General features: G+C 66.2%; 17 protein-coding genes and 1 pseudogene. 6 read left to right on the top strand and 12 right to left on the bottom strand.

Annotated features, from left to right (window positions below; all coding sequences use genetic code 11):
• The first annotated feature begins 90 nt into the window (after positions 1-90).
• Positions 91-963: a hypothetical protein gene (locus JW805_11490; GenBank protein MBN2972638.1), complete on the top strand. Its 873-nt coding sequence runs from the start codon at positions 91-93 to the stop codon at positions 961-963.
• Entirely contained in the window at positions 960-1,712 is a 753-nt protein-coding gene (locus JW805_11485; protein MBN2972637.1) for a hypothetical protein, read from the top strand. Before JW805_11490 ends, JW805_11485 begins: the two co-directional genes overlap by 4 nt.
• A gap of 44 nt (positions 1,713-1,756) precedes the next feature.
• Here the strand turns inward: JW805_11485 and JW805_11480 are convergent, their stop codons facing one another.
• The 5 genes and pseudogenes from JW805_11480 to JW805_11460 all read right to left on the bottom strand — a co-directional run bounded on the left by JW805_11480 (position 1,757) and on the right by JW805_11460 (position 5,192).
• Positions 1,757-2,344, bottom strand: coding sequence for a GNAT family N-acetyltransferase (locus JW805_11480; GenBank protein ID MBN2972636.1), 588 nt, complete (start codon positions 2,342-2,344; stop codon positions 1,757-1,759).
• Positions 2,335-3,177: an oxygen-dependent coproporphyrinogen oxidase gene (hemF, locus tag JW805_11475; GenBank protein MBN2972635.1), complete on the bottom strand. Its 843-nt coding sequence runs from the start codon at positions 3,175-3,177 to the stop codon at positions 2,335-2,337. Before hemF ends, JW805_11480 begins: the two co-directional genes overlap by 10 nt.
• 119 nt (positions 3,178-3,296) lie before the next feature.
• The gene (locus tag JW805_11470; GenBank protein ID MBN2972634.1) at positions 3,297-3,536 is read right to left on the bottom strand and encodes a hypothetical protein; all 240 of its coding nucleotides are present in this window, start codon (positions 3,534-3,536) and stop codon (positions 3,297-3,299) included.
• Positions 3,537-3,561: 25 nt separating this feature from the next.
• A pseudogene (locus tag JW805_11465) lies at positions 3,562-4,313 on the bottom strand (IS5 family transposase).
• 429 nt (positions 4,314-4,742) lie between these two features.
• Positions 4,743-5,192 carry a tRNA (cytidine(34)-2'-O)-methyltransferase gene (locus JW805_11460; protein ID MBN2972633.1) on the bottom strand — a complete coding sequence of 150 codons (450 nt, stop codon included), beginning with the start codon at positions 5,190-5,192 and terminating at the stop codon, positions 4,743-4,745.
• A gap of 186 nt (positions 5,193-5,378) precedes the next feature.
• Between JW805_11460 and petA the strand changes: the two genes are divergently transcribed.
• The 4 genes from petA to JW805_11440 all read left to right on the top strand — a co-directional run bounded on the left by petA (position 5,379) and on the right by JW805_11440 (position 9,026).
• Complete coding sequence (petA, locus tag JW805_11455) at positions 5,379-5,936, top strand: ubiquinol-cytochrome c reductase iron-sulfur subunit (protein MBN2972632.1); 558 nt, start codon at positions 5,379-5,381, stop codon at positions 5,934-5,936.
• Positions 5,937-5,955: 19 nt separating this feature from the next.
• Positions 5,956-7,263: a cytochrome b N-terminal domain-containing protein gene (locus JW805_11450; GenBank protein ID MBN2972631.1), complete on the top strand. Its 1,308-nt coding sequence runs from the start codon at positions 5,956-5,958 to the stop codon at positions 7,261-7,263.
• A 15-nt stretch (positions 7,264-7,278) separates the two neighbouring features.
• Positions 7,279-8,121 carry a cytochrome c1 gene (locus JW805_11445; GenBank protein ID MBN2972630.1) on the top strand — a complete coding sequence of 281 codons (843 nt, stop codon included), beginning with the start codon at positions 7,279-7,281 and terminating at the stop codon, positions 8,119-8,121.
• Between the two features lie 374 nt (positions 8,122-8,495).
• Positions 8,496-9,026 carry a hypothetical protein gene (locus JW805_11440; protein ID MBN2972629.1) on the top strand — a complete coding sequence of 177 codons (531 nt, stop codon included), beginning with the start codon at positions 8,496-8,498 and terminating at the stop codon, positions 9,024-9,026.
• A gap of 39 nt (positions 9,027-9,065) precedes the next feature.
• Here JW805_11440 and JW805_11435 read toward each other — a convergent pair whose 3' ends face one another.
• The 7 genes from JW805_11435 to JW805_11405 all read right to left on the bottom strand — a co-directional run bounded on the left by JW805_11435 (position 9,066) and on the right by JW805_11405 (position 13,799).
• Positions 9,066-10,343 carry an alkaline phosphatase family protein gene (locus tag JW805_11435; GenBank protein MBN2972628.1) on the bottom strand — a complete coding sequence of 426 codons (1,278 nt, stop codon included), beginning with the start codon at positions 10,341-10,343 and terminating at the stop codon, positions 9,066-9,068.
• A 61-nt stretch (positions 10,344-10,404) separates the two neighbouring features.
• Positions 10,405-10,665, bottom strand: coding sequence for a hypothetical protein (locus JW805_11430; GenBank protein ID MBN2972627.1), 261 nt, complete (start codon positions 10,663-10,665; stop codon positions 10,405-10,407).
• A 97-nt stretch (positions 10,666-10,762) separates the two neighbouring features.
• Positions 10,763-11,863, bottom strand: a complete 1,101-nt coding sequence (ychF, locus tag JW805_11425) for a redox-regulated ATPase YchF (protein ID MBN2972626.1) — start codon at positions 11,861-11,863, stop codon at positions 10,763-10,765.
• A gap of 80 nt (positions 11,864-11,943) precedes the next feature.
• Positions 11,944-12,138: a hypothetical protein gene (locus JW805_11420; protein ID MBN2972625.1), complete on the bottom strand. Its 195-nt coding sequence runs from the start codon at positions 12,136-12,138 to the stop codon at positions 11,944-11,946.
• A 182-nt stretch (positions 12,139-12,320) separates the two neighbouring features.
• Entirely contained in the window at positions 12,321-12,899 is a 579-nt protein-coding gene (locus JW805_11415; protein MBN2972624.1) for a hypothetical protein, read from the bottom strand.
• Between the two features lies 1 nt (position 12,900).
• Positions 12,901-13,233 carry a DUF4087 domain-containing protein gene (locus JW805_11410; GenBank protein ID MBN2972623.1) on the bottom strand — a complete coding sequence of 111 codons (333 nt, stop codon included), beginning with the start codon at positions 13,231-13,233 and terminating at the stop codon, positions 12,901-12,903.
• Complete coding sequence (locus JW805_11405) at positions 13,230-13,799, bottom strand: aminoacyl-tRNA hydrolase (protein ID MBN2972622.1); 570 nt, start codon at positions 13,797-13,799, stop codon at positions 13,230-13,232. Before JW805_11405 ends, JW805_11410 begins: the two co-directional genes overlap by 4 nt.
• Between the last annotated feature and the right edge of the window lie 2 nt (positions 13,800-13,801).

The raw sequence follows: 13,801 nt of genomic DNA, 5'->3' as shown, positions 1-13,801 counted from the left end.
CTCAGATGCGAGCGTGCGGTGCGATTGGCAAGCGCCCGCGCTATACGCTAAGCGCCGCGTCGGTCCGGTGCGACGAAGGGGACATGCGCGATGGTGAAGATGGGATATGTGTGGGATCGCACGGTCGAGACGCTGAGCGATCGACTGTCGGTGATCCTCCCGATTGCGATCCTGGGTATTTTCCTGCCGTCCTGCGTGACGACCAGCCTGGAGGGGCTGCGTGAGGCGGCCGCGCCGGGCGCGAAGATGGGCCTGAGCCTGGTTTCGCTGTTCGCGTCGTTGCTGTCGCTGTGGGCGCAGCTGGCGATCATCGCCGCGGCGGTCGACCTGCGCCGCACGACCGGCGACGTGGCCGGCCTCGCCACCAAGCGGCTGCTGCCGGCGATCGGCGCCTTCTTCCTGATCGGCCTTGCGGCGACGCTGCTGATGCTGCCGGCCGTGGTGCTGGTGGTGCTGGGCGGAATCGATGCAAATGCGATGGCGACCGGGCAGGTCGTGGTGGAGCGGCTGAACGGCACCTATGTCGGGATTGCGACGCTCTACGGTCTGGTCGCGATCATCGCGATCCTGTTCCTGGGCGCGCGGCTGGCGCCATTGAGCGCGGTGATCGTCGAGGAGCGTCGCGGGGCGGGGGCGATCCCCTATGCCTTCCGCCTGACGCGCGGGCTGACCTGGCGGCTCGTCGGTGTCCTTCTGCTCTACGGGATCGTCGCGCTCGTCTCGGTTCTGGCCGTACAGACGGTATTCGGTACGGTCCTGCGGCTGTTCGACAGCGGCACCGGCCCGATTACGCTGACCGGCGTGGCAACCGCCATCGCAACAGCGGCGGTGTCCGCGGTATTCACGGTGCTGGCGACCATATTCTGCGCGCGCCTTTATGTCGCGATCGTCGGCGCGGCCGGTCGTCCGGCGGTCGCCGCCGATACGGCCGTCCGGCCGTTGCGGGACGACCCGCTGCCGTGATCGGCTTCTTTTCCGCTCCCTTCAGCGATGCGCAGGCGGCGTGGCGGCGCGACGGCGGGCTGTTGATGCCGCTTGCCGGGCTGGCGTTCTTCCTCGGGCCCTTCGCTGCGCAACTGCTGCTGCCGGCGCTGCCGCCCCTGCCCGACGGGCGCGACGAAGCCGCGATGCGCGCGTGGGGCGACGCGATCCAGACATGGGCGGCGAGCTATGGCGGATGGTATCTCGCGTCGCCGCTGATCGCGCTGTTCGGATCGCTCACGGTGTTCGCCCTCTACCTCAACCGTGAACCGGTCGCGTTGAGCGGCGCGTTCGGGCGGGCCCTCCTGCTGTTGCCGCGCTATCTGCTTGCCACGATCCTCGTCTCGGTGCCGATGGCGGGGTTCATGACACTCGCGTTGGCGGTGCCGATGCTGCTGGTCATCGCCGCCGGACCGATCTTCTACATCTACGGTCGCACGATGCTGATGGGACCGGTGATCGTCGCCGAAGCGCCGGTCGGCGCCGTCGCCGCGATCGCGCGCAGCTGGACGCTGACAGCAGACCGTGGCTGGATTCTGGCGGCGATCTACGCATCGGTGTTCCTGATCCCCGGCTTGCTCGGCAGCGTGGCGCTGTCGCTCGCGGGGGTCGGTGGCGGCAACCCGGTGGTCGTGGCGATCGCCGCCGGTCTGGGCTGCGCCGTCACTGCGGCCGGCGCCCTGGTGCTCGCACTGGTCCAGGTGGCGCTGTATCGGCGGCTGGCACGGTAAATCCCTTTCACCCCTTCCCTGAAGGGGAGGGGGTTAGGGTAAATCTATCCTACCAGATACGGCACATGCGGCGCGGCATCTATCGGCAGGATGCCGGTCGCGCGCGGGTCGTCGAACGTCTCGACCGTGCGCTTGTAAGGCGCGAACCCGCTGGCCCGATAGAATCCCAGCGCCTTCGGATGGTCGAGCGTGCAGGTGTGGACCCAGACCCGCGCGACCCCCGGCGCCCAGGCGCGCTGCAGCGCATGCGCCATCAGCCAGCGGCCGTGCCCCTGTCCCGCCAGTTCGGGGATCAGTCCGACATAGGATAGCTCGCACGTGCCGCCTTCGCGGAAATCGAGCTCGAGCATCCCGACCTCGATTCCGGCGGGGTCGAGCACGGCATAGACCTCGACCTTCGGGTCATGGACGATTCGCTCCAGCGCCGCATCGTCCATCACCAGCCGCGAGAACCACAGCCACGGCCCGCCGATGCGGCGGAACAACGCGCGATAGGTGGCGAGCGCGGGCGCCTTCCACCGCACCAGCCGCAGCCGCGAATCGGGGAGCGGGCGGGGGCGGGGGCGTTCGCGCATGTCCAGCGAGGTGACGATCGTCGCCACCTGCGCGTTAGCGACCGGGATCAGGGCCATGTCGCGCGCGGCGGCAGGCTCATCAGGATCGCGTCGATGTTGCCGCCGGTCTTCAGGCCGAACAGCGTGCCGCGGTCGTAGACCAGGTTGAATTCGGCATAGCGCCCCCGCCACTGAAGCATCGCCGCCTCGTCCTCCGGGGTCCAGGCATCGTTCATCCGCCGTCGCACGATCCGTGGGTAAGCGTTTAGAAACGCTCGGCCGACGTCCTGCGTAAACGCTAAGTTCGCGGCGAAGTCGCCTTCCAGATGATCGTAGAAGATGCCGCCGACCCCGCGGTTCACGCCGCGGTGGGGGATGCGGAAATACTCTTCCGCCCATTGCGAGTAACGGTCGTAATAGTCGGCGCCGTGGGCGTCGCAGGCGGCCTTCAGCTCGGCGTGGAAGTCCTGCGTGTCGTGGGGCTCGGGCAGCGGCGGGTTGAGGTCGGCGCCGCCGCCGAACCAGCGTTTGGTCGTGACCAGGAAGCGCGTGTTCATGTGCACCGCGGGCACATGCGGGTTCGCCATATGCGCGACCAGGCTGATGCCGGTCGCAAAGAACTGCGGATTTTCTGCCGCGCCGTGGATCGACTTGGCGAACTCGCCCTCGAACGTGCCGCCGACGGTCGAGACGTTGACCCCGACCTTCTCGAACACCCGGCCCTTCATGACGCCCCGCACGCCGCCACCGCCGGGCGCCCCCGACGGATCGGCGCGGTCCCACGGCGTATAGTCGAACCCGGCGTCCGACCCGGCCTCGCGCTCGATCGCCTCGAACTCGGCGCAGATCAGGTCGCGGAGGTGCTCGAACCACTGACGAGCTTGGGTCTGTTCGGCGTCTAACGGCTGCATGGGGGCGCGTTTAGCGGAGGGCGAGGGGGCAAGTCGATGGGACGGATTGTCTCAGGGCGTCGTCCGCTTGCAACCTCATTCCGGAATTAGTGATTTAGGGTCCAGACTCAATCACCCGATCAGCGGCTAACCGTCAGTGACGTCGAGGCATAGCGTAGGATGTACGGCTTTTCGGGAGGCTTTCCCGCTGGCTCCTGGTTGCCGAAGAAGGCGACATAGCAGTAGTAGGCGTTGATTTCGTCGTCGAGCCAGCAATGGACAACGACCCCGTATTCCGGGCCACCTTGCTCAAGACCGCCATAGCGGACGGGAGTTCCAGGCGGCAGATACGGGCCTGACGTGGCTTCATCTTCGGTCATGATCTGCCTTCACTTTTCAACGCCGTCATAGCCAGAACGCGACTGCGGTAGCGAGGGCCACACCAGAGAGGAAGTTGGCAGCGAGTTTGTCGTAGCGGGTGGCGACACGGCGGAAGTCCTTGAGGCGGCAGAAGGCGTTCTCGATGAGGTGGCGACCGGCGTAGCGTTGCTTGTCGTAGCGGACGGTGCGCTTGCGATTGCGCCGGCCGGGGATGACCGGGATGGCACCGGCATCGCGGGCCAGGCGGCGGAGCTGATCGGCATCGTAGCCTTTGTCGCCGAGCAGGTAGCGCATGCGCCCGGCGCGCTCGAGGAGGGCGGGCGCGGCCTTCACGTCGCTGACGTTGCCGGGTGTCAGCATCAGCGCATAGGGACGGCCGATGACGTCGGTGAGCGCATGGACCTTGGTGGTCCACCCGCCGCGTGAGCGGCCGATCGCCTGCGCCGAACGCCCCCTTTTGCGCCGAACGCCGCCCGTTGTGCCTTCACATAGGTGCTGTCGATGGCGGTGCTTCTCGTCACCGCGCCGGCATCCACCAGAGCGTCGAGCAGCTTGAGCCAGAAGCCCCGGTGCGACCAGCGGTTGAACCGGTTGTAGACCGTCGTCGACGGCCCGTATTATGCCGGGCAATCGCACCAGCGGCAGCCGACCTTCAGCACATGCAGGATGCCGGAGATCACCCGCCGGTCGTCCATCCGCCGGGCCCCGGGCTGGTTCTTGGGCAGGTGCGACTCGATCGTCGCCCATGCTTCGTCCGATAACCAGAATAGCGCCACGCCCAGCCTCCCGTGATCCACCATCACAGTGAATCAGGAAAGCCGCTTCGCCTCAACCTGCTGATTGGGTTTGAGCCCTAAAGCCGGGTATCGTCCTTGGCGTGATAAACCTGTCAGATATCCCGATCCTCGCGATTGCTCTTACAGCATCAGCGTTTGTGACTACGTGGACTTTCTTCTGCCTTCGAGCGTTGAAAGTTAGGGCGATAGCGTTGTGGCTCCTTAGCGCAGCGGCCTTTCCCGCGTTTCTTATCGCCGTGATCGTGTACGTTGAACTTTGGAACCCCGACCCTCACGGGTTCATAATGGTCGGACTTGGATTGCTCGCGCTTTTAAGTTTGCCCTGCAATATGCTCACCGCGTACTTCCTCGCGAGACGCTTCGCGTGATCGAAAAACTAAACGTCGGCTTTCGCCCAATAGCGGACATTTACCCCGGCCATCCCCCCGTCTGCCGCAACCCCTCCGCCAGCACGATCGCGGCCGAGACGCTGAGGTTGAGCGACCGGAGCGGTGGGGCCATGGGAATGACGACGCGGGCGTCGGCGCGGGCGTGGACCTCTTCCGGCACGCCGGCGCTCTCGCGGCCGAAGAGCAGGACGTCCTCATTCTCGAAGGCGAAGTCGTGGAGCGGGGTCGCGCCGCGCGTCGTCAGCAGGACCAGCCGGCCGGCCGCCTGGGCCTGGAACGTGTCCCAGTCCGCGTGACGCGTGACCGAGACATGGTCGATATAGTCCATCGCCGCGCGCGCCACGCGCTTGTCGTCCCACTGGAAGCCCATCGGCTCGATCAGGTCGAGCGCGACGCCCAGGCAGGCGCAGGTCCGCATCACGGCGCCGACGTTTCCGGCGATATCGGGCTGGTACAGGGCAACGCGCATGGGTGGCCGGGTAGCGCTGTGCAAGCGCTCGCGCAAATTGCTGTTGGCAAAGCGGGTGGGGCCTGTTTATCAGGCGAGCCAACCACCGGGGGCAACCGGGGGTGCATTGCGGCTATGCCACAATGATTCCCGCGTATCGGCGCCCATCCGCGGTGCCGGCAAGATTCGAAGTGCAAGGGCTAGTGCATGGCAACTGACCACGAGGCGATCGCAGAGGGTCCGCAGGATCCCCGCCGCCGTGACTATCTGCAGATCGGCGCGGTCGCTTTCGCCGGCGTCGGCGTCGGCGTGATCGCGCTGCCGCTGATCAACCAGATGAACCCGTCGGCCGACGTGCTTGCCGCGTCGAGCACCGAAGTCGACATCTCGGCGATCCAGCCGGGGCAGGCGATCAAGACGACGTTCCGCAAGCAGCCGCTGTTCGTGCGCAACCTGACGCCGAAGGAGATCGAGGAGGCCGACGCGGTTCCGGTGTCCTCGCTGCGCGATCCGCAGACGCTGGAGCAGCGCACCAAGGCGGGCAAGACCAACTGGCTGATCACGCTGGGCGTCTGCACGCATCTCGGCTGCGTGCCGCTGGGCGCGGGCGAGGGCGAGAACAAGGGGCCGTTCGGCGGCTATTTCTGCCCGTGCCACGGCTCGGCCTACGACACCGCGGGGCGTATCCGCCAGGGTCCGGCGCCGACCAACCTGGTCGTGCCCGACTATGAATTCACCTCCGACACCGTCGTGACGGTCGGCTGATAGGGACGAGAGACAGACAATGAGCTTTCCCTGGGCCAAGCATTACGAGCCGAAGGCGCCGCTGATGAAGTGGCTGGACGACCGGCTGCCGTTGCCGCGCTTCGTCTACAACGCCGTGGGCGCCGGTTACCCGGTGCCGCGCAACCTCAACTATTTCTGGAACTTCGGCGTGCTCGCCGGTGCCGCACTGGCGATCCAGATCGTCACCGGTATCGTGCTGGCGATGCACTTCTCGACCGACGCGAACACCGCGTTCAATTCGGTCGAATCGATCATGCGCGACGTCAATGCCGGCTGGTTCCTGCGCTATGCGCACGCCAACGGCGCATCGATGTTCCTGGCGGTCGTGTACATCCACATCGGCCGTGGCCTCTATTACGGCTCGTACAAGCCGCCGCGCGAAATGGTGTGGCTGCTGGGTGTCGTGATCTTCCTGCTGATGATGGCGACCGCCTTCATGGGCTATGTGCTGCCGTGGGGCCAGATGAGCTTCTGGGGCGCGCAGGTCATCACCGGCTTCTTCTCGGCGATCCCGCTGGTGGGTGAGACGATCCGCATCTGGCTGCTGGGCGGTTACGCTCCGGACGCAGCGGCGCTGAACCGTTTCTTCTCGCTGCACTATCTGCTGCCGTTCGTGATCGCGGGCGTCGTCATCCTCCACATCTGGGCGCTGCACATTCCCGGGTCGTCGAACCCGACCGGCGTCGAAGTGAAGGACGAACAGGACACGGTGCCGTTCCACCCCTATTACACGGCGAAGGACGGCTTCGGCCTGGGCGTGTTCCTGCTGATCTTCGCGACGCTGATCTTCTTCGCGCCGAACCTGCTGGGCCACCCGGACAACTACATCCAGGCCAACCCGCTCTCGACGCCGGCGCACATCGTTCCGGAATGGTACTTCCTGCCGTTCTACGCGATCCTGAAGTCGTTCACGATCGACTTCATCATGCCCGCCAAGCTGTGGGGCGTGCTCGCGATGTTCGGCTCGATCCTGCTGCTGTTCTTCCTGCCGTGGCTCGACACCTCGCCGGTGCGCTCGGCCAATTACCGGCCGGTCTACCGCTGGTTCCTGGTCGCGCTGCTCGTCGACGTGCTGATCCTGGGCTATGTCGGCGGTGCGGAACCGATCGCGCGCAACATCATCATGGGCCAGATCGCATCGGCCTATTACTTCCTCCACTTCCTGGTGATCCTGCCGATCGTGTCGGCGATGGAGCGTCCGCGCCCGCTGCCCAACTCGATCACCGAGGCGGTGCTGGCCAAGCGTGGCGGCACCGCACCCACCAAGACCGCGATGAGCGGCGGCGCGATCGCGCCGGCCGAATAAGGGACGAGAGACATCATGGTTCGCATCATCGGCGGTCTCGTCGGTCTCGCCTTTGCGGTGATGGCGTTCGTCGGGTTCATCTCGACGACCGTCGGCGCCATCAAGGAGCCGGAAAAGCCCACCGCGGAACACGAGTTCCACAAGGGCCCCAAGGAGCTGAAGCTCGCCTCGAACGGCGTGTTCGGCCGGTTCGACAACCAGCAGCTGCAGCGCGGCTTCCAGGTCTACAAGGAAGTCTGCTCGGCGTGCCATTCGCTGAAGCTGGTCGCGTTCCGCGATCTGCAGCAGATCGGATATTCGGAAGCCGAGGTTAAGGCGATCGCATCGCAGTGGGCGATCGAAACGCCCGCCCCGAACCCGGAAACGGGGGAGATGGCGACGCGCAAGAACCTGGCATCGGACCGTTTTCCGGCGCCCTTCGCCAACGACATCGCCGCGCGTGCCGCCAACAACAATGCGGTGCCGCCGGATCTGTCGCTGATGACCAAGGCGCGGCATGACGGCCCGGCCTATGTCTATTCGCTGCTGACCGGTTACCAGAACCAGCCTGCGGAGCTGTTGCGCAAGTTCCCGGACGCGAAGACCCCGAAGGGGCTGCACTACAACCCGTATTTCGCCAACCTCAACCTGGCGATGGCCCCGCCGCTGACCAGCAACGGCCAGGTCCAGTACACCGACGGCACGCAGCCGACGGTCAACCAGATGGCGACCGACGTCGCGGCGTTCCTGACCTGGACCGCCGAGCCGAAGCTCCAGACCCGCCATGCGGCCGGCTGGGCATCGGTGCTGTTCCTGGTGATCTTCTGCTTCCTGACCTGGGGCGCCTACAAGAGCGTCTGGCGCGACAAGAAGCACTGAGCGGGCGCCCTGCGATTGCGGAAGCAATCGCAGGAGACGCCACGGCGGGCGGCGATGCCGCAAAGCGGCTTCGTCCGACGGCGTGGCGGTGTCTGAGATAGCGAACGGGCGGTGCGTCGAAGGACGCGCCGCCCGTTTCTCGTTGCGGTTGCTGGCCGGATCGACGCGGGGCCTCGAGCTACGCTGTCGTCCGGCGACAGTAGTGCGATCGGCCAGCGAGGCCTGTGGACCGGCAACGCTCCCGGCCTGCATTGGAGCATACCCTTTGGCTCGTGAAGGAGCGCCGCGCCAGTCCCGCATGCACCCCGACGGAACCCCGCCGCCCTGCACCACGTTCCCGCCATCAGACATTCATGATGACCCGGGAGTTCACCATGGCGAAGCTGCCCCTGATCGTGCTTGCCGCCGCTAGCGGTCTGGCACTCACCGCCTGCACCGATGGCTATGGTTATTCGGGCGTCGCCGTCGGCTATGGGGCCGGCTATGGCGGCTATTACGACAGCGGCTTCTACGATGGCGGGTATGCCGCCTACGGCAATCCCTATTGGGGCTGGTACGGGGACTATTATTATCCCGGTACCGGCTATTATGTGTACGACCAGTATCGCCGCCCGTACCGCTGGGACGACCGCCAGCGCACCTATTGGGAGGGCCGCCGCCGCGATTGGCGCGGCGATCGACGCCAGATCCGCGACAACTGGAACGACTATGCCCGCGATCGCCGCGCCGACGACCGCGCATATTACCGCGACCGCCGCAGCGACTGGCAGGAGTATCGCCGTGGCAATGCGTCACCGCAGGAATATCTGCGCGAACGCCGCGAGGATCGGCAGCAGTATCGCCGCGAATATCGTGAAGACCGCCGGGACCTACGCCGCGAGAACCGCCGCGATCGACGCAATTAGGTCGAGTAAGCGCAGAACGGCGGCGTCTCTCGTCCTCTCTTAGCGGAGCGCGGCCTCGACCGTGGCGAGCGTGCCGTCCTTGTTGCTGGCGGGCGGCAGGCCGATCACGCGGCGGATGAGGGCATAGACGTCGACATTATCGAATACCGGCAACGTCCGACCCGCGCCGAAGGCCGGACCATTGGCGATGAACACCGCGCGCATGTCGAGCGCGTCATTGTCATAGCCATGTTCGCCCCCGGTCGGCCGACTGGCGGGCTTGCTCAGGATACGCCAGCCGGGGTCGGCAAGACAGAACCACGCCGGGATGCGCGGATTGGCGCCGTAGTGGAATCGCGCCGGAATGCGCGCCTTCGGCCAGCACTGCACGTGGGCGCGTGGCCGTGACAGGCTGGCCGCCAGCGCCGCCTCCCGACCGGGGAGCGGCTGGAAACTGGCGAAGACCCCGGTCTCGACCGCGCGGCCATCCTTGTCCGATGCCAGATCGCCGAGCGGGATGACCTGCTGGGCCGTGACCGGCGCCATGCCATGGTCCGAGACCACGACGATATTCGCCGTCTGCCCCAGCTTTGCCAGTTCGGTCGTCAGATAGCCGATCGCGCCATCGACCTTCCGGACGGCGTCGTTCGTGCGCGGGTCGGCAGGCCCATAGCGATGACCGGCGTTGTCGACCTCTTCGAAATACAGCGTCAGGAAGGTCGGCCGCGTCTGCTGCGGACGGCGCAGCCAGTCGATGATGGTGTCGACCCGCTGCGATTCGTCGACCGCCTCGCCGTAGGGAATCCAGTCGTTCGGGCGGACGCCGCCGTGAATGTCGTTGGGCCATTCGTCTTCCCGGACGCCACCATAAGCGACCGACGCGCCGGGCCAGAACATGGCTGCACTCCGGATACCAGCGGCCTCCGCGTCGACCCAGAGAGGCGGGGCGGTATTCCACCACCACGGATCCTCGGTCTGCATCGTGAATTTGTCCCGCTTGCCCGCAGGATCCTCCATGTTGTTCGACACGATCCCGTTGCGGTCGGGGCGCAGGCCGGTGACGATCGCCCAGTGGTTGGGGAACGTCTTCGACGGGAAGGACGGCCGCATCGCGGCGCGCACGCCGCCGGACGCGAGCCGCGACAGATTGGGCGTGATGCCGCGGTCGAGATAGTCGGGACGGAAGCCGTCGATCGAGATCAGGATGGTGACCGGCGCACGGTTCTCGCGCGCGGCCAGGGCGGGCGCCGAGGGCAGGGCCGGGGGCAGGTTGGCGGCACAGGCGCCGAGCGACAGGGCGGCAAGACAGGCGGCAGGGAGCAGAAAACGCTTACGCATCCGCTGCTTGTGCCTCAGCTATGTGACAATCTCTAGACGCCCTTTGCCGGGCGTCGTCGGATCAGCGGCGGAACATCGTCGCCTGTTCGGGGTCCCAGGCCGCCGGGATCATCATCAACGCAGCGCCGGGCGCGTCGATAATGCGCGGGCGAGTCGGGATCGCCGACTGTTTGCGCTCCACCTTGCGCGGCAGTGCGGCGCGCGGACTGCTTTCGGCACGCGGGCTGGTGTCGGCGGTCTGGGCGGAGGGCGACGGGTCGGCCGCCTGCACCGCGGGTGCGGCGAACAGGGCGGCAGCAGCGAGAAGATGGCGAAGCGTCATAGCCGGATCGTACACCTTTGCTCTCTCCCCCGCAAGACGAACGGTTCGTCGCACCGCCGATCGCTGCGGTCAACCCGAACCGGTCGCCGGTGTCGCGTCAGACGTTGAAGCGAAACAGCATCACGTCGCCATCCTTGACGACATAGTCCTTGCCTTCCGACCGCAGCTTGCCGTTGTCGCGCGCGCCGGCTTCGCCCTTGAACTGGACGTAATCCTCATAGGCGATCGTTTCTGCGCGGATGAAGCCGCGTTCGAAGTCGGTGTGGATCTCGCCCGCCGCCTGCGGTGCCCTGGCGCCGACATGCGTCGTCCAGGCGCGCGCTTCCTTCGGGCCGACGGTGAAGAACGTCAGCAGGTTGAGCAGATCGTATCCGGCGCGGATGACGCGGGCGAGGCCGGTTTCCTCCAGTCCCAATTCGGCGAGGAATTCGGCGCGGTCCTCGACCGGCATCGTCGCGATGTCGGCCTCGATCGCGGCCGAGACGACGACCGCCTGCGCGCCTTCCGCCTTGGCTTTCTCGAACACCTTGGCCGACAGCGCGTTACCGTTGGCGGCGTCCTCCTCGTTGACGTTGCAGACGTACAGCACCGGCTTGGCGGTGATCAGCTGCGATTGCGCGAAGACGCGCGCTTCCTCGACGTCCTTGGGAACGGTCAGACGCGCGGGCTTGCCGTCGCGTAGCAGCTCGAGCGCCTGGCCGAGCACCGACGCCGCGACTTTCGCTTCCTTGTCGCCCTGCGTCGCTTTCTTGGCGAGGTTGGGCACGCGCTTTTCGAGGCTTTCCAGGTCGGCGAGCATCAGCTCGGTCTCGACCGTCTCGGCGTCCGCGATCGGATCGACCTTGTTGTCGACGTGCTGGATGTCGTCATTCTCGAAGCAGCGCAGGACGTGGACGATCGCGTCCACCTCGCGAATATTGCCGAGGAACTGGTTGCCCAAGCCTTCGCCCTTCGACGCGCCGCGGACCAGGCCGGCGATGTCGACGAAGCCCAGCTGCGTTTCGATGATCTTGGCGGAGCCGGCGATCTCGGCGAGCTTCGACAGCCGCGGATCGGGGACGGCGACGTTGCCGACGTTCGGCTCGATCGTGCAGAACGGATAATTGGCGGCCTGCGCGGCGGCCGTCTCGGTGAGCGCGTTGAAGAGCGTCGACTTGCCGACGTTCGGCAGGCCGACGATGCCGCAGCGGAAACCCATGTCTTAAAACCTATCGGAAAAGCGTTTTCAGCCGGTGCCGATAGGGGATGGGCGACGCAAACGCCACCCCATGCGGCGCGTCAGACGTAGCCGAGCGCCGATCCCGCGGCATAGCCGGTCAGCAGCAGCGACGACGCGGCGAGCAGGCCGACCAGGGCATAGCCGGCGTGGACCAGCATCGGGTGATGCGGGCGACGCTGGCGGTGGTTGCGCTCGACGCCCGTCATCACGAAGCTGAGCAACAAGCTGCACGAAAAGGCCAGCACTTCCAGCATGATATTCCCTCAGTGACGATCGCAGGTCGACACCAGGCCCCCCGCCCGGTTGCGCCGTGCTGACTCAAGGCAAGGCGATCGGCAATCGCTTTGCTTCGCACGTGCGGAAAAATGCGACGAGTTGAGTGGAACCTTTTCGGATTCGCATCATCGCTCCGCCAGACGACACTGGCAGGATGTGGTTAACGATAGTTGAAACTGATCGAGATGCGATCGTCCTTCGCCCCATTCGGCATTACTTCGTGCCGCATCCAGCTTTCCCAGAGGAAGACGCTGCCGACCCGTGGTTCGGCGTAGACGAAGGTGCCGGGGCGGGCGGGGGCGGCCATCAGCATCGGCAGGCGGGGATCTTCGAGCTTCAGCGCGCCGGATCCGGATGGGACGGCGACATAGACCGTGCCCGAGACGACGCTGTGCGGGTGGATGTGCCCGCTGTGGGTCCCGCCGGGCTTCAGGACATTGACCCACAGGCTGTCGAGCTTCAGCTTCTTGCCGAGTTCGAAACCGGAATCCTTGGCAAAGACGGCGACGTGGCGATTGAGCAGGCGGACGAGGTCCTCGAACCGCGGATCGCGTGACGGCAGATCGTCGAGCGAGGCGTAGCTGGTGTAGCCGCGATAGCCGTGTTGCTTCGACCAGGCGCGTCCGGCGCGGTCTTCGCTCGCGAGGTCGCGGCAGGCGTCGGCGAGCTCGTCGATCAGGGGCGCGTCGCCCAGATCGGCTTCGTAGAAATGGGTGGGGAAGAGCTGGCGCGTCGGCATGTCAGGGCTTTGCGAGACGACGGTCGGCGCGGCAAGCCTTGAGCGGGCGTTGCCGGGCGGAAAGGACGCGGGTCACCCGCTTCGACCGGCGGTCGACCTGCATCGTCAGGCATGTGCACCCATAGCCGTAGGCGCCATTGGTCCGCACCCATTCGCGCTCGGTAAGTTCGGGCAAGGTGTCGAGCCCCGGCGTCTGATAGCCGCCCTGCGAACCGAGCAGCCATTCGCCGGCGCGGTCGGTGATCCACCAATTGCCGGGCGTCGGATTGGCGATCCAACCGCAGCGTTTGGCGGGCGGGTCGGCAGCGGCGAGCAGGATCAGCAAGGCGATCACGGGCGCATCCTGAGTGCGACGTCGTTCATGAAGCGGACGTCGTCGCCCTGGGCCAACCAGTCGGCCTCGGCGGCGATGGCGCCGAGCAGATCGCTCAGGGGCTCGACCTCGGTCTTGTGCCAGTTGGACAGGACATGGCCGGTCACGCGGTCCTTGTGGCCGGGATGGCCGATGCCGATACGCACGCGGCGGAAATCGGGGCCGATGTGTTGCACGATCGACTTCAGCCCATTCTGGCCCGCGGTGCCGCCGCCGGTCTTCACCTTGAGCGTGAGCGGCGCGATGTCGAGTTCGTCGTGGAAGACGGTGATGTCAGCAGGCGTGATCTTGAAGAAGTCGAGCACCGCGCGGACCGATCGGCCGCTTTCGTTCATATAGGTGCCGGGCTTCAGGATGACGACCTTGTCGCCGCCGACACGCCCATCCTGGGTCCAACCCTGGAACGCCTTCTTGGGCGCGGAAAAGCCGTGGACCTCGGCGATCGCATCGACCGCCTGGAAACCGGCATTGTGCCGGTTGAGGGCATATTCGGGGCCCGGATTGCCCAGGCCGACCCACAGTTGCATCG

The organism is Roseomonas aeriglobus, from assembly GCA_016937575.1.
Lineage (GTDB): Bacteria > Pseudomonadota > Alphaproteobacteria > Sphingomonadales > Sphingomonadaceae > Sphingomonas > Sphingomonas aerigloba.
Note: the sequence above shows the minus strand (reverse complement) of the source record. Positions and strands in the feature narration are given on the sequence as shown.